This window comes from Actinomadura rubteroloni, from assembly GCF_002911665.1.
In the GTDB taxonomy this organism is placed as follows: Bacteria; Actinomycetota; Actinomycetes; order Streptosporangiales; family Streptosporangiaceae; genus Spirillospora; species Spirillospora rubteroloni.
The window spans coordinates 1,544,599-1,559,203 of sequence record NZ_MTBP01000002.1; the positions used below are offsets into that span (position 1 = coordinate 1,544,599).

Here is a 14,605-nt window from a genome sequence, read left to right on the forward strand (position 1 = left end):
AGGGCGCCCCTACACGTCGATCCGGGTGATGCGGCCGATGACGACCAGGCTGAGCACGAACAGGACGGCCGCGACGCCGAGCATGATCTGGCCGACGAGGCTCGCGCTCATCGCGCGCAGCGCGCCCGGCTGGAACAGGTTGATCATGACGACCGAGCCGATGCCGAGGACGCCGATCGCCCAGTTGCTGACGACCGCCTCGCCCATGATCGTCTTGATCTCGCGGCGGGTCTCCTTGCGCTCCTCCAGCGTCGCGGCGATCGTCCGCAGCGCCGTGACCAGCGAACCGCCCGCGCGCGACGACACCACCAGCGTGCTCACGAGCACGCCCAGCTCCCTGGACGGCAGCCGCTGCGCGAGGTCCCGCAGCGCGTCCTCCAGCGACTGGCCGAGCCGCAGCGCGTCGGCGGTGCGCCGCAGCTCGGTGCGGGCGGGGTCGTCCAGCTCGTCGGCGGCGATCTCGATCGCGGTGCGCAGCGCGAGGCCCGCGTTGGTGGCGTTGGACAGCACCCGCGCGAGGTCGGGGAGCTGCGCGATGAACGCCTCCTTGCGCCGGTCCTCGCGCCGCCGCAGGAAGGCGAAGAACGCCCACGCGACGCCCGCCGCGGCGGCCACGCCGAACAGCGGCGCCATCCACTTCCCGATCAGGATCACCGCGAACACGGCCGTGGCGACCAGCAGCATCAGGAACGTCGAGACGCGCAGCCTCAGCCCGGACGCGGCGAGCCGCAGCGCGAGCGCCCGCCCGAGGTCGGTGCGCCGCAGCCGGACGTCCATCCGGTCGAACAGCCCGTCCACCGGGCTCTGCTCGCCGAACGACGCCCGCGCCGCGAGCCGCCGCCGCTGCTCCAGCCCGGCCGCCAGATCCCCGACCGCCCAGACCCCGACGGCCAGCGTCACGGCCAGCACCACCAAGATGACCGGAAGCGGCACGCTCATGAGATCTCCCGGAGTTCGTCGGGGTCGTCGCCGACGCCGAAGGCGGGCGGGACGGACTCGCCCGCGTGGAAGAGGCGCGTCGCGATCCGGGCGGGCACCGGGTGCGCGACGAACGCGCCGCGCACCACCCGGTCGGGGCCGATCGGCTCGGACGCGAAGTGCAGGACGCGGCGCAGCGCGACCGTCTCGCGGTTGCGCGACACGACGACGGCGACCTCGGTGATCCGGCGGCTGCCGTCCGGGCCCCGGCCGAGCTGCACCACGACGTCCACCGCGCTGTTGATCTGGTCCTTGACGGCCTCGAACGGCAGCTTGACGTCGCTCATGCTCGCGAGCGTCTGCAACCGGTAGATCGTGTCCTCGGTGGAGTTGGCGTGGACGGTCACCAGCGACCCGTCGTGGCCGGTGTTCATCGCCTGGAGCATGTCGAGCGTCTCGCCGCCGCGCACCTCGCCGACGATGATGCGGTCGGGCCGCATCCGCAGCGCGTTGCGGACCAGGTCGCGGATCGTAATCTGCCCCTTGCCCTCAATGTTGGGCGGACGCGACTCCAGCGGGATCACGTGCTCCTGCTTGAGCTGGAGTTCCGCCGAGTCCTCGATCGTGACGATGCGCTCCCAGTCGGGGACGAACGCCGACAGCGCGTTCAGCATCGTCGTCTTGCCCGTACCGGTGCCGCCCGAGATCACCACGTTCAGCCGCGCCCGGACGAACGACGCCAGCAGCATCCCCGTCGCCTGGTCCATCGAGCCGAGCGCCGTCAGCTCCTCGATCGTGTAGGCGCGCGGGAAACGGCGGATGGTCAGCACCGGGCCGACGAGCGACAGCGGCGGGATGATCACGTTGACGCGCTCGCCGGTCGGGAGCCGCGCGTCCACCATCGGGCTGGACTCGTCCACGCGCCGGTTGACCTGCGCGACGATGCGGTCGATGGTCTGGTAGAGCTGGTCCTCGCTGGCGAACCCGTTCTCCAGCCGCTGCACGCGGCCGGCGCGCTCGACGAACACCGCGTCCGGGCCGTTCACCATGATCTCGGTGACGGTCGGGTCGGCGAGCAGCGGTTCCAGCACGCCGAGCCCGAGCGCCTCGTCCACGACGCGGCGGATGAGGTTGGCCCGCTCGCCCGCGCCGAGCACCGGGCCCTCGCGGGCGATGAGGACGCCCGTCACCTTCTCCAGCCGGGCGCGGCGCTGCGCGGGGTTCAGCGCGGCCAGTTCTTCGAGGTTGATCTCGTCCAGCAGCCGGGCGCGCCACTGCCCGACGGTGTTCGGGCTCGTCCGGTCGGCGGACGAGCGGTCGTCGTCGAGTCGGTCCTTGAGTGCCATCGGCTATCCCAGCGGCATGGTGACGGTGCGGGTGACGCCGAAGTCCAGCGGCACGCCCTTCCACAGCAGCGGCACCTGCGCGCGGACGGTGCAGGACACCGCGTCGGTGCCGCCCGCCGTCGTCGCGGCGGCGCTGACGGCGTGCTCGTTGAGCCAGTCCGGCAGCGCCGCCCGCGCGAACTCCGCGCACCGGCCCGGGTTCATCTCCTTGCTCGCCTCCCGGGCGCCCGTGCGCGCCGCGTTCTCCACCCGCTCGACGGTCGTCGACGCCATGTACGCCTGGAACGCGACGAGGATCATGACCAGCGCGATCGGGAACACCCCGGCGAACTCGGTCGCCACCGCGCCCGCGTCGTCCCTGATCCGCCGCACCGTCACTCCCCGGTCTCGTCCACGACCCGGGCGGACGTCGTGATGCCGAACGGCGTCCGCCAGCCCGGCAGCACGACCGGGGAGTCGATGGTGACCCTGGCGTAGCCGTCCACGACGCTGATGCGCAGGTGCCGCTCGTCCTTCCACGCGCCCGCGATGCGCGCCACCGCGCGCTCGCGCACCTCCGCGCGCTCGTCCGGACGGTCGTAGCCGAGCACCGCGACCGCCCGCGCCGCCTCGTTGGACGCGTGGCTGGAGTACATGGACGTCAGCCCGACCAGGACCGTCTGCCAGATGAGCAGCACGACGATCCCGATGAGCGGAAGGATCCCGGCGAACTCCACCAGCGCGGCGCCGGAGTCCCCGCGCCGCTCGGCCGGGGCGTCCAGCAGGCCCGCCTCCGCCGCGACCTTCCCGATCGCCTTGCGGAAGTCGCCGTTCTTCACCAGCGCCGGCGACCCGGTGTTCGCGGCCTCCTCCAGCGCGCGGAAGTTCGCCGGGACGGTCGCCTTCATCAGCGGCGCCCCGACCATCTTGCGCGCCAGGTCCGGCTGGATCTCGTTGCGCCGGTCGTGCCGGGTGAGCAGGACCTGGACGTCCTGCTCGCGGCGGATCTGGAGCCGCGTCCAGAGCTGCGTGATCCGCTTGGCGCCGCGCAGCGCCGGGACGTCCGGCGTCGCGGTGACGACCACCGTGTCGGCCAGCTCGACCGCCATCGCGTTCGCCTCGGTGGCCTGGCTGCCCGCGTCCACGATCACGATGTCGTAGCGGGTGCGCAGCGCCGTGAGGATCTGCCGGACGGCCCGCGCCGAGATCTCCTCGCTGTCCTCGCCGTGCGGCGGCGACAGCAGCAGGTGCGGGCCCGCCGGGTGGACGAACAGCGCCTCGGCGACCACCGCGCTGTCCAGGCCGTCGGCCGCCGCCGCGAGGTCGGCGACGCTGTGCCGGTGCTGGACGTCCAGATAGCCCGGAATGTCGCCGGTCTGGAGGTCCAGGTCGACCAGGCAGACCGTCCGGTCGGCGGACGCCAGCGCGACCGCCAGGTGGATCGCGACCGTCGTCGTGCCCGTGCCGCCCTTGGCCCCGCAGAGCGTGAGCAGCGTGCCGAGCCGTCCGGACGCCGGGACGTCCGCCCCGCCCTGGAAGTGCCGGCGCATCGTCGCCGACCACTCCGCCGCCTGCTCCACGCGGCTCTGCAGCTCCGACAGCGTCGGGTCGTCGGTGATGACGCCGCGCGCCCCCGACCCCATCGCCGCCGCGAAGATCTCCGCCGTCGCCTCCCCCGCGACCAGGATCACCGCGAGCTGCGGATGCCGCACCACCAGCTCGCGGATCAGGTCCAGCGCCGGGAGCGGCCCGATGTCCTCGTGGACGAGCACCACGTCCACGCGCGGCACCGCGCCGACCGCGCCGATCAGCTCGCCCGACGTGCCCTCCACACCGACGATCTCGACGTCGGGCAACTCGTGGAACTGACCGCCGAGCGCCGCCGCGACCGTCCGGTCGCCGATCCCGAGGATCACCCGCTGCGCCATCGCCGTCACCGCGCCGGGACCGTCTGGCAGACCGGGGCGAGCCGCACGTCGTCCGGGGTGAGCCCGGACCCGCCGATCAGCGCCAGCCGGATCTTGTCGGCGAAGCTCTCCTCGCGGGTGAGCTTGAGGCTGTCGGCCGCGCTCAGCGCGAACGTGATCGGGACGACGTTGGACGTCTGCTGCGCGTTCTTGTCGTCGCGCTGCGTCGTGACGGTCCCGATCTGGATGATCTTCGCCGACTTCACGATCCGCGCCGCGCAGGACGCCTGCTTGTTGTCGTTGTTGTCGTCGATCGTCACGTACGTGGCGTAGATGTCCACGAGCATGCCCTCCTGGACCTTGCCCGCCACGCCCGTCTCCGCGTTGATCATGATGGCGATCTCGCGCTGGCCGGGCTGCAGGTCGGGCGCGGGGACGAGCATCCCCTGCTGGACGTAGGAGCCCGCCGGGAGGTCGGCCGCCGCGACCTTCCCTTGAAGCTGGCCGGTGTCGGCGACCATCGTCTGCGGCGTCCACTTGCGCGGCACCTGCACCCGCTGCACCATGTCCGGCCGCACCTCGGTGTACGCGGGGACGGCCTGCTTGAGCTGCAGCACGTCGGTCTTGACGCCGACCTCCGCGCGCACGTCGCCGACATATCCCACGACGCTCACGAAAACTACGATCGAGCCGATGCCGGCGAGGATCATCAGCAGCACGCCGCGTCGCTGGCGGGGGTTCATGGGACTCCGTTTCTCATCCGGCGCGTCAGTGCTCCGGCCGGGAGCGGAACGCGACGGTGCCGGTGCGCCCGGGCTCGCCGTCGAACGCGTCCGCGCCCGGGTCGTGGGACGGCGGGGGGTTGATCGTGGTGGTCGCGACCGGCCCGGGGACCGGCAGGGGCGCGGGCGCCGCCCGCACCGCGGCGGGCTCGGGCACCGTCCGCGCCACGACCGGGAGGTCGGGACGGGCCGGCGGATCGGCGCCGGTGTCGTCCGGCCCGCCGTGCGCTTCGTCCTCGGGACGGGCGTCCTGCGGGTCGGTGGAGGTCGTGGGCCGGGTCATGTGGCAGAAGGGGCATTCGCGCAGTGCGGTCGGTTCGCCGCACCAGCCGCAGGGGTGGCAGACGGTGGCGGTGAGGATGCCTTGCAGGGCTTGCGGGTGCCCGCTGAGCGCGACGAACTCGACGCACCGGCGCGTCCCCCAGAACTCGGCGGCGAGCGGCTGGGCGGCGACCGGCGTCGTCTGGACGGCCCCGAGCGCCGGCTGGAGGTGCCGGTGGACCCATTCGGTGTCGCCGTCGCCGCTCGCGACGAGCAGCAGCACCGGGTCGAGCGGACGGTCCGTGATGTCCTGCACCGGGCGTCCCGAGGTGATCCGGTGGACGTTCTCGTGCGGCCACGCCGCGACCGAGAACCCGCCGCGCGGCAGGTAGGACGCGACGTGCTTGCCGAAGCCCGTCCGGACGTGGGCCAGGTGCGTGACGCTGTTCACCCAGGCGCCCGCGTAGACGGCGCGGGCGAGGCCGTCCGCCATGCTCGCGAGCTGGCCGGGCCGGACGTAGGGGGACACGAACGCGAGCTGGTCGGCGACCACCGACAGCGCGAGCGGCGGCAGGTTCAGACCGATCCCGGCGACGCGGTCGGTGTCGAGCGCGCCGCGCGCCAGGCGCAGCAGGCGCGCCGCCTCGTCCGCGCGCCAGGCGGCGTGGACGACGACCACGGCGTCCGTGCGGGCGAGCGCGGCGGCCATGAGGTCGATGAACGCGGCCGGGGCGTCGGCGTCGGGCGGCGGATCGAACCGCACCGCCGTGTCCGCCTGCAGAATGCCCGAGCTGGGGACATTCCCGACCAGCACTATCTCGGTCACCGGTGCTCCGGATCGTTCACGAACCTCACCGGGACTTCCTTCCTTCTCGTCAGGCGACGCCCCCGCCGTCCTCTGATCGACGTCGACGGGCGCGAAGACCGTAACCATCTCGCCCATGTGTGATCAAGTAACCATTTTTTCACCGGCGACCCGACTTAGGAAGGCGAATCATCGACATCGCTTCGAGAGGGCAACCTGCGCCGACGGGCTCGCCACAAGATCGCGTCCGTTTCGTGCATCTCCCGGAAACAACGGACGCTGGAGTCGCCCTGGGGGCATGGGCGGAGCCGGGCGCGTCCTGACGGATCGGAGTGCGGCACCCGTTGATCACGAGTATTTAATGCGGGCGAAACATGCGCGGCCGGAAAAAGGCCACCAAGATCGTTCCGGATGCTCCACTTCGGCCCGATCAATAGGCCCGTGGGTTCTTGTCCGAAAACCGGTGCGGTGCGCGTCGGGCGGCCCAGAGAATCGGCGCGTCCCCACGAAACCGAGTACCGGCCGGCTCGTGCGGCCCGGCTCCGAATCATGGGACCCCCGTCAGTGCTCCGCGCCCCGGCGGGACCGGACGCCCGCCCCGGACGTGCGCAGTCAACCAACCCGCGCGGCCCGCCGTCCGGGCCCCAGGACCCATCTTCGGACCCATCCCCGGACCCGGGCCGGACCCGGGCCCGCCGGGCCGCGAACCCCTCGCCGCACGGGGATCCGGAGGCGCCGGACGTTCTAGAGTCGGGGCATCGGCCAGGAACGAGCGCAGGAGTCGGCGATGACGCAACACCCGGAGCCCGGTCAGCACCCGTCCGCGCAGGGGCCGGGTGCGAACTACGGCCCGCCGCCGCCCCGGCACCCGCACCAGCCGCCGCGTCCGCCGCAGCCCGGGCCCGCGGGCCCGCCGCCCCCGCCGCCCGGCCGGGCCTCGGGGGCCTTCCCGGCGCCCGAGCGCTTCCAGCCCGCCGCGCCGCCGCCCGCCGAGAAGGGCCTGATCGGCGCGCTGTTCGACGCGAACTTCGACTACCTGGTCACCCCGAAGCTGGTGAAGGTCTTCTACATCCTGGCGCTGATGCTGATCACCCTGTCCGCGCTGATGGTGGTGGGGGCGGGGATCTGGATCTCGCAGCTCCGCAACGGCTGGCTCGTCGGCCTCCTCGTCATGTGCGCCGGGCCGGTCGTCTGGCTCTTCGAGATGCTCCTGGCCAGGCTATTCCTGGAGGCGGTCGTGGTGCGGTTCAAGATCGCCGAGTACCTGCGCGTCATCAAGGACAAGATCTAGCGGTGGCCGACTTCGACGACGCTCCCCCGCACGCCACGCGCCGCGAACCGGGCATGACGCGCCGGGACGTCCCCGGTCCGCGCGACCCGTCCGGCACCCGCCGCGACGGCCCCGCGGCGGCGGACGGCCCGCTGCTGCGGCTGCCGGGCCCGCTCGCGGAGCGGTTCAGGCTGGTGGCCGAGCTGCCGGTGCAGGGCGCGGAGTCCGACCTCGTCCTCGTCCGGGACGGCACGGACGCCGAGTACGTGGTCAAGCTGTTCCGCCGCGGCTATCACGCCGACCGCGAGGTGTGGGAGAAGCTGCCGCTGCTGGCGTCCCCGCACGTCCTGCGCGTCCTGGAGACGGGCACCGCCGAGGGGCGCGACTACGAGATCGCCGAGTACGCCGAGGCCGGCAACCTCCGCGCGCTGATGGACGCCCCGCTGCCCCCGGCCACGGTGAGCGCGATCGTGGAACAGCTCGCGGCGGGCCTGGACGCCCTGCACGGCGCGGGCGTCGTCCACCGCGACCTGAAGCCGGAGAACGTGCTGGTCCGGGGCTCCGACCCGGTGGACGTGGTGATCGCCGACTTCGGCCTCAGCCGGGTGCTGGAGCAGAGCGTGATGTTCGCGTCGTCGTCGCGGACGCTCGTCTACGCCGCCCCCGAGTCGCTGTCGGGCCAGGTGTCGCCGGCCCGGGACTGGTGGTCGCTCGGCGTGATCGTCCGCGAGCTGGCCACCGGACGGCCCCCGTTCGCGGGCCTCAGCGAGACCGCCGTGGTCGACCATCTCGCGACGCGCGCCGTCCCGGCCGACGATGTCGCCGACCCGCGCCTGCGGCTGCTGTGCCAGGGCCTGCTGACCCGCGACCCGCGCGGCCGGTGGGGATCGGAGCAGGTCAGGGCGTGGCTGGCCGGCGCGTCCCCGCCCGTCGCCGCCCCGGCGCGCGGCACCGTCCCGCCCGGCCGGGGCGTCCCGTTCGCGGGCCGCCGCCACGACGACCGCCGCGAGTTCGCGCGCGTGCTCGTGGAGCGCTGGGACGAGGCCGCGCCGCACTTCTTCGGCCGGGGCGAGGCGGGCGAGGCGTGGCGGACGCTGCGCGACTGGCTGGCCGAGGTCCCCGACGACGGCACGATCACGCTCGTCGACCGGTACCTCACGGCCGGGCTGCCGCCGGACGAGAAGCTGCTGCACCTCGTCCGCTGGCTCGACCCGGACCTGCCGCCGTACTTCCTCGGCCGCCGGGTGACGGCCGGGGACCTGCCGGGCCTGGCGGCGCTGGCGGGCGATCCGGCGCAGCCCGACCACCGGACGGCCTGCCGGATCGGCCGCGCGCTGTGGGACAGGGACCTGCTGCCCGTCCTCGCGGCCTCACCCGAAGGCCATGACTTGGTGGCCGTGCATGAGCAATGGCATCACCACGTCGCGGCATGGAACGACCTCGCGCGCTGGCTGCGCGGCCAGGAGTCGGCCCCGCCGAGCCTGGCCGGACGGCTCCCGGAGGCGGGCGCGCCGGCCGACGACCCCCCGGTGGTGCTGCTGACGCTGCTGGCCCTCGCCGCCCGTCCGGCCGAGACGCGGCGCGACATCGCGCGGGCGGCGGGACGGGCGCGGGCGGCGGTCCGCGCGGACGTCCCGTGGTTCCGCTGGATCGCCGACGGCGCCGGCGACGACCCGCTGCGCCAGTTCGCGGTCGTGCGCGCGGCCCCGGAGGCCGTGCTGGAGGTCGAAGCGCGGGCGCGCGAAGCAGCCGCCGCCGAACGCCACCGCGCGGCGCTGGACGCGCGGCGAGCCGAGCAGGAGCGCGAACGCCTCGAAGGACGCGCCAACGCCACGCTCCGCGCCGTCGCCTGGTCGGTCCCGCTGCTGCTGGTCTGGCTGGCCGTCAGCGCGCTGATCTCGGTGGTCGCGGGCGGCGACGACGGCGGAACCTCGTCGGTCGGCCTGCACCGGAGCGGGAGTTCGGTCGGGTTCGGCGTGCTCGCCTTCGCGTCCGTCCTCGCCGCCCTCGCGCAGTGCGGGATCGAGGTGGCCGTCGCGCGGCGCCAGGCGGGCGACTACCTGCCGCTCGGCCCGTGGGCGGTGCTGTCGCGGGTGCTCGGCGTCGGCGGCCGGGGCCTGTCGCGGGCGTCGGCGACGGTGTCGGGCGCGGCACGGCGGAACGGACCGCGCGGCTGCGGCGTCCTTCTCCTGGCGGCGATCGTCCCGGTGCTGCTGCTGGTCCTGCTGGCGGCGGCGATCACCCCGGTGGCGGGACTGCTGTGGATCTTGATCATGGTGCTGGCGGTCGTGGCGCACGGCGTCGCGGCGGGCGTGCGGGTGGACCGGTGGCGGCGCGGACGCGCCGGCGAGGGAGGGAACCGATGAGCAGCGGCGTCGAGGCCGACATCGTGCTGGACGCGGCGGTCGTCCTCACCCTGGGCATGAACCGCGTGCTCGGGCGGGGCGGGGAGGCCGCCGGACGGGGCGCGCAACTCCTGGCCGCCCTCGCCGCCGGACGGGCCGAGGCGCGCGCGGCGGCGCTGGCCGAGGCCGAGACCTACGAGCGCGCCGTCCGCGAGGTGCTGGCCCGCAACGCCCGCGCCGAGGAACTGGCGCGGACCCGCGCGGAGCTGGACGCCGACGTCCCGCTCCCCGCGCCGCTGACGCCGGGCGAGGAGACCGTCGCCGAGCTGACGGCCTGGTGCGCCGCGACGGACCGGGCGCTGGACACGGCCGAGGCGCGCCTGGCCGGAGCCCTGGCCGCCCGCGTCGGCGAGCAGGTGTTCGCGCTGCCCGACCGGGTCGCCGTCCCCGAGCGTCCCGCCGCGCCCGACGCCCGCGACGCCCTGGAGCGCGTCCTCGCGCGGCTGCTGCCCGACGCGGCCGGCCCCGACCGGGACGCGGTCGCCGCCGCCGCCCGCCTGCTCGCCGCCGCCACGACCGCCGAGGACGCCGACACGGCCCTCACCGAGGTCCGGCTGCGCGTCCGGGACGCGAACGCGCGGACCCGCGAGCGCCGCGCCGACGAGAAGCGCCGCGCCGAGCGGGCCGAGGCCGCCGAGCAGGCCGCCGCCGAGCGCGGCTACGTCCTCGAGGCGATCACTACCGCGTTCGAGGAGCTGGGCTATGAGGTCCACGACGGGTTCGAGACGCTCACGGCCAGCGACGGCGCGCTGCTGCTCACACGCGGCGACTGGCCCGACCACAGCGTCAAGATGCGCGTCGAGGACGCGGGCCGGGTGCGCGCCGCGATGGTCCGGGGACGGGCGGCGCGCAGCGCCGACGACCGCCGCCTGGACGCCGAGCGCGAGGAGGAGTGGTGCGCCGCTTTCGAGCGGGCCAGGACGCGGCTCGCGGCGTCCGGCGTGGCCTCGGAGGTGACCTGGCGGCTGGATCCGGGGGTCCACGAGCTGCCGGTGGGCGACCCGGCACGGCAGACTGGGACGCGGGGCGGGCGGCGGGAACGCGGCCGCGAGCGCCGCGAACTGTGAGGGGCAGGCGATGAGCGCAGATTCACCGACGTTGGGCGGAAGGCTGCCCGGCTGGCCGCCGTTCGTGCGCGAACTGGACGCGACGCTCTCGGTGCACTCCCAGTACGTCCTGTCCGGCAACCTCTACGACAGCTTCCTCGCGCCCGCCGCCGACGTGGCCGGGCCGGCCCGGCTGCTGCCGCTGCGCGAGCTGCTGTGGGAGTCGCTGCGCTCCAGCGGGTTCAGTTGCCTGGTCGTCTACGACCCGGTGGACGGCGTGCAGGTCCTCCCGGAGGCGGGCGACGGGATCGGCGACGAGGCCCAGCGCGCCGCCGAGCAACTGCTCGGCAAGCTGAAGACGAACGAGAAGCCGTCGCTCGAAGGGCTCCAGAAGTACCTGGCGGCGGTGGCGCGGCCGTCCGAGAAAGTCCGGGCCGCGTTCCTGCTGGACTCGGCGTCGCGGATCGCGCGGACGCCGACCGAGATGGAGCCCGCCGAGCGCGACTTCTTCCGGTTCTGCGCGAAGCTGTCGCGGTCGGCGCTGCCGGTGCGGGTCGCGGGCCCGCGCCCGAAGCCGCTCTACAACCCGGTGCTGTGGCTGGTGGAGCGGCCGGGCGACCTGCCGCCGTGGCTGACGGCGGGCAACGAGACGATCCGCGAGATCACGATCCCGCGCCCCCACCTCGGGGACCGGCAGGAGACGGCGCGGCTGCTGGCCCGCGCGTTCGGCGTGACGGACGTCGACACCGACCCGTCCGCCGCCGCGACGTGCGACGCGTTCGCCGAGCAGGCCGACGGCCTGACGCTCCAGTCGATGATCGAGGTCACCCGGCTGGCGAAGGAGCGCAACGTCGACCTCGCCGACCTGCCCGACGCCGTCCGCACCTACAAGCTCGGCGTGCTCGACAACCCGTGGAGCCGGGGGCATCTGCGGCGGCGGGTGCTGGAGGGCGAGAAGCGCGTCCCGGAACGGGTCATCGGGCAGCCGCAGGCCGTCACGAAGACGCTGGACATCCTCAAGCGGGCGGTGCTCGGCCTGTCGGGCGCGCAGGCGACGCGGTCGGGCAGCCGTCCGCGCGGCGTGCTGTTCTTCGCCGGCCCGACGGGCGTCGGCAAGACCGAGCTGGCCAAGGCGATCACCGAGCTGGTGTTCGGGGACGAGTCGGCCTACCTGCGCTTCGACATGAGCGAGTTCTCCGGCGAGGGCTCGGGCGACCGGCTGATCGGGGCGCCGCCGGGCTACGTCGGGCACGAGGCGGGCGGCGAGCTGACCAACGCGGTCCGCGAGGACCCGTTCCGGGTGATCCTCTTCGACGAGATCGAGAAGGGCCATCCCCGGATTCTCGACAAGTTCCTCCAGATCCTGGAGGACGGGCGGCTCACCGACGGCCGGGGCAACACCGTCCACTTCTCCGAGTCGATCCTGATCTTCACCTCGAACCTCGGGATGTACGTGCCGTCCGCGCAGGGCGGGCAGCGCGAGCAGAACATCCACCCCGGCATGCCGTACGAGGACATCGAGCAGCGGATCAAGGCGGCCGTCGCGGACCACTTCACGACCGTCCTGAACCGGCCGGAGCTGCTCAACCGGTTCGGCGACAACGTCGTCGTGTTCGACTTCATCGGCCCGGACGCCGCCGACAAGATCTTCGACCTCCAGTTCGGGAACATCTGCCGCCGCGTCGCCGAGGAGCACCGGCTCATGCTGACCGTGCGCGGGGACGCGATGACCACGCTGCGGTCCTGGTGCACGGCCGAGCTGGAGAAGGGCGGCCGGGGCATCGGGATGGCGCTGGAGTCGTCGTTCGTGAACCCGCTCGCCCGCGCGCTGTTCGACCGGGAGCTGGGCGACGACGAGCAGATCACCGTGGCGGGCCTGCGGCGCGAGGGCGGCATCGTCCACGTGGACCTCGCGTGAGCGGGACGCTCCAGCTCGCCAAGGCCCACTACCCCGTCACGACGCTCGGCCCCGGCACCCGCGCGGGCATCTGGACGCAGGGCTGCACGCTGCACTGCCACGGCTGCCTGTCGCGGGACACGTGGGAGTCCGATCCGTCCCGCGAAGTCCCGGTCGAGGCGATCGTGGGATGGCTCGCGTCACTCCCCGGCCCGCTGGACGGCGTGACGATCTCGGGCGGCGAACCGTTCCAGCAGCCGGCCGGGCTCGCCGCGCTGCTCCGGGGAATCCGTGCGTGGCGGGACGCGCGCTCACATGAGACCATGCCGTTGGACATATTGGTCTACAGCGGATATGTCTACAGTCGTCTTTCACGTTCGGCCAAGACGCGGGAGATCCTGGACCTTTGCGACGCCGTGGTCGCGGGCCCGTACGTCGATCGGCTCAATCCGCCGGGCGGAGGCACCGGCCGGCGGTCCCTACTCTGGAGGGGGTCGGCCAACCAGCGGATCGTCCCGCTGTCCCCCCTCGGACGGCGGCGCTACGCGGTGCCGGACGAGCCGGACGACACCGGCGACGTGCGGCAGGAGGCCGGGCCGCCCCGGATGCAGGTTTCTATGGAAGAGGGGCCGGAGGGAAGGCGGGTGTACTACATCGGGATCCCGCGCAGGGGTGACCTCGAGCACCTCTCGACGACACTGGAGCGCGCCGGGGTGCGCGCGGGGGTGGTGTCATGGCGACCTTGAACTGTCCCGTCTGCGACGAACCGTTCCAGCCGGGTGATCTGCTCTGCCTGAGCTGCGGGGCGAACCTGGCGCGCGCCGGGGGCGGCGGGGGCCGCCGTCCGGGCGGCTATGAGGACCAGGGGCCGCCGCGCGGCGGCCCGCCGCAGCACGGCGCCCCGCAACACGGTGCCCCGCAACACGGTGCCCCTCAGCACGGTGCACCGCAGCATGGAGCGCCGCAGCACGGCTCTCCCCAGCACGGCGCGCCGCAGCACGGCGCCCCGCAGCAGGGGCAGCCGTCCTACCAGCAGCAGTACGGGGACCAGCAGTACGGCGACCAGCGGTACGGCGGCGCCCCGCAGCCCGGCCCCCCGCAGCCTGGCCCGCCGCAGCAGGACCCGTGGAGCCAGCCGCCTCAGCAGCAGCAGCAGCCGCAGGACCCGTGGGGCGCGCCGCCGCCGCAGCACCAGGCGCCGCAGCAGCAGGACCCGTGGTCCTCGCCGCCCCAGCAGCAGCAGCCCGACCCCCGGCAGCAGGCGCCGCAGCCCGCGGACGGCTGGGGCGCGCCGCCGAGCCAGAACCCCGGCCCGCAGAGCCCGTACGAGCAGCAGGGACGTCCGGGCTACGACCCGTACGACCAGCAGGGCCAGCAGCAGGGTGGCCAGCAGTACGGCCAGGGCGGCGGCTACCAGCAGCAGGGCTACCCCCCGCAGCAGCAGGGCGGCGGCCAGCAGCAGTACGGCCGTCCCGACCAGGGTTACGGCCCCGGCCCGCAGCGCGGCGGACGCGTTCCCGACAGCACCGCGGCCATGTGCCCGTACTGCGAGGCGGTGCTGACCAACCCGGCCGCCGCGCAGTGCGAGTCGTGCCTGCGTCCGCTGACGTCCAAGCCGCACGGGGCGCCGCAGGCCGCGCCGACGCTGCGCGTCCAGTTCCCGAGCGGGGACGTGAAGGTGGCCGCCGGGCAGCACCTCGTGCTCGGCCGCGACGCGGGCCAGTCCCCCGTGGCGAACACCTTCACCCAGTACGACAACGTGTCCCGGCGGCACTCGACTGTCTGGCTGGACCCGTCCGGCACGGCGTGGGTGCGCGACGAGGGCTCGACCAACGGCACGTTCGTCAACGGCGAGCGGCTGCCGCGCGGCGTGGAGGCGCCGCTGCGCGACGGGGACCAGCTCCGGCTGGCCGCCGACGTGACCGGCACCGTCCAGCTCACCTGAGGCGCGCGCGACGACGGACGGCCCGCCGCCGGGCCGTCCGTCGT

13 protein-coding genes are annotated in these 14,605 nt (G+C 74.1%); 6 read left to right on the forward strand and 7 right to left on the reverse strand.

The features are described from left to right. Nucleotides 1-9 precede the first annotated feature (9 nt). Genes BTM25_RS18540 through BTM25_RS18565 form a run of 6 tightly spaced genes read right to left on the reverse strand, consistent with a single transcriptional unit; the run spans nucleotide 10 to nucleotide 6,019 of the window. A complete protein-coding gene (locus BTM25_RS18540) occupies nucleotides 10-939 on the reverse strand; it encodes a type II secretion system F family protein (protein WP_103564111.1) in 930 nt (309 codons plus the stop codon). Beyond that, complete coding sequence (locus BTM25_RS18545) at nucleotides 936-2,264, reverse strand: CpaF family protein (protein ID WP_103564112.1); 1,329 nt, start codon at nucleotides 2,262-2,264, stop codon at nucleotides 936-938. Before BTM25_RS18545 ends, BTM25_RS18540 begins: the two co-directional genes overlap by 4 nt. 3 nt (nucleotides 2,265-2,267) lie before the next feature. Further along, nucleotides 2,268-2,636 carry a TadE/TadG family type IV pilus assembly protein gene (locus BTM25_RS18550; protein WP_168212153.1) on the reverse strand — a complete coding sequence of 123 codons (369 nt, stop codon included), beginning with the start codon at nucleotides 2,634-2,636 and terminating at the stop codon, nucleotides 2,268-2,270. A gap of 2 nt (nucleotides 2,637-2,638) precedes the next feature. Beyond that, nucleotides 2,639-4,171 (reverse strand): AAA family ATPase, encoded by a 1,533-nt coding sequence (locus BTM25_RS18555; protein ID WP_103564114.1) that lies wholly within the window; start codon nucleotides 4,169-4,171, stop codon nucleotides 2,639-2,641. Between the two features lie 5 nt (nucleotides 4,172-4,176). After that, the gene (gene cpaB / locus BTM25_RS18560; RefSeq protein WP_103564115.1) at nucleotides 4,177-4,893 is read right to left on the reverse strand and encodes a Flp pilus assembly protein CpaB; all 717 of its coding nucleotides are present in this window, start codon (nucleotides 4,891-4,893) and stop codon (nucleotides 4,177-4,179) included. 25 nt (nucleotides 4,894-4,918) lie between these two features. Beyond that, the gene (locus BTM25_RS18565; protein ID WP_103564116.1) at nucleotides 4,919-6,019 is read right to left on the reverse strand and encodes a hypothetical protein; all 1,101 of its coding nucleotides are present in this window, start codon (nucleotides 6,017-6,019) and stop codon (nucleotides 4,919-4,921) included. A 766-nt stretch (nucleotides 6,020-6,785) separates the two neighbouring features. Between BTM25_RS18565 and BTM25_RS18570 the strand changes: the two genes are divergently transcribed. From BTM25_RS18570 to BTM25_RS18590, 5 genes are read left to right on the forward strand one after another with little or no spacing between them, the layout of a single operon-like run. Then, a complete protein-coding gene (locus BTM25_RS18570) occupies nucleotides 6,786-7,289 on the forward strand; it encodes a DUF4282 domain-containing protein (RefSeq protein ID WP_103564117.1) in 504 nt (167 codons plus the stop codon). 2 nt (nucleotides 7,290-7,291) lie between these two features. Next, nucleotides 7,292-9,634: a serine/threonine-protein kinase gene (locus BTM25_RS18575; protein ID WP_103564118.1), complete on the forward strand. Its 2,343-nt coding sequence runs from the start codon at nucleotides 7,292-7,294 to the stop codon at nucleotides 9,632-9,634. Next, complete coding sequence (locus BTM25_RS18580; RefSeq protein ID WP_103564119.1) at nucleotides 9,631-10,740, forward strand: response regulator receiver protein; 1,110 nt, start codon at nucleotides 9,631-9,633, stop codon at nucleotides 10,738-10,740. The genes BTM25_RS18575 and BTM25_RS18580 overlap by 4 nt, the downstream gene beginning before the upstream one ends. A 10-nt stretch (nucleotides 10,741-10,750) precedes the next feature. After that, the gene (locus BTM25_RS18585; RefSeq protein WP_103564120.1) at nucleotides 10,751-12,637 is read left to right on the forward strand and encodes an AAA family ATPase; all 1,887 of its coding nucleotides are present in this window, start codon (nucleotides 10,751-10,753) and stop codon (nucleotides 12,635-12,637) included. Next, nucleotides 12,634-13,362, forward strand: a complete 729-nt coding sequence (locus BTM25_RS18590) for a 4Fe-4S single cluster domain-containing protein (RefSeq protein WP_103564121.1) — start codon at nucleotides 12,634-12,636, stop codon at nucleotides 13,360-13,362. The genes BTM25_RS18585 and BTM25_RS18590 overlap by 4 nt, the downstream gene beginning before the upstream one ends. Here the strand turns inward: BTM25_RS18590 and BTM25_RS30955 are convergent. Next, on the reverse strand, nucleotides 13,266-14,237 hold the full coding sequence (locus BTM25_RS30955) for a pentapeptide repeat-containing protein (RefSeq protein ID WP_146059081.1): 972 nt from the start codon (nucleotides 14,235-14,237) through the stop codon (nucleotides 13,266-13,268). The two genes, BTM25_RS18590 and BTM25_RS30955, sit on opposite strands and share 97 nt — an antisense overlap. Here BTM25_RS30955 and BTM25_RS30960 point away from each other — a divergent pair. Then, on the forward strand, nucleotides 14,151-14,561 hold the full coding sequence (locus tag BTM25_RS30960) for an FHA domain-containing protein (protein WP_146059082.1): 411 nt from the start codon (nucleotides 14,151-14,153) through the stop codon (nucleotides 14,559-14,561). The two genes, BTM25_RS30955 and BTM25_RS30960, sit on opposite strands and share 87 nt — an antisense overlap. Nucleotides 14,562-14,605: the final 44 nt, after the last annotated feature.

Coding starts and splice junctions, on each gene's coding strand:
- BTM25_RS18540 (WP_103564111.1), bottom strand. CDS start 939: ATGAGCGTGCCGCTTCCGGTCATCTTGGTGGTGCTGGCCGTGACGCTG.
- BTM25_RS18545 (WP_103564112.1), bottom strand. CDS start 2,264: ATGGCACTCAAGGACCGACTCGACGACGACCGCTCGTCCGCCGACCGG.
- BTM25_RS18555 (WP_103564114.1), bottom strand. CDS start 4,171: ATGGCGCAGCGGGTGATCCTCGGGATCGGCGACCGGACGGTCGCGGCG.
- cpaB (WP_103564115.1), bottom strand. CDS start 4,893: ATGAACCCCCGCCAGCGACGCGGCGTGCTGCTGATGATCCTCGCCGGC.
- BTM25_RS18570 (WP_103564117.1), top strand. CDS start 6,786: ATGACGCAACACCCGGAGCCCGGTCAGCACCCGTCCGCGCAGGGGCCG.
- BTM25_RS18580 (WP_103564119.1), top strand. CDS start 9,631: ATGAGCAGCGGCGTCGAGGCCGACATCGTGCTGGACGCGGCGGTCGTC.
- BTM25_RS18585 (WP_103564120.1), top strand. CDS start 10,751: ATGAGCGCAGATTCACCGACGTTGGGCGGAAGGCTGCCCGGCTGGCCG.
- BTM25_RS30960 (WP_146059082.1), top strand. CDS start 14,151: ATGTGCCCGTACTGCGAGGCGGTGCTGACCAACCCGGCCGCCGCGCAG.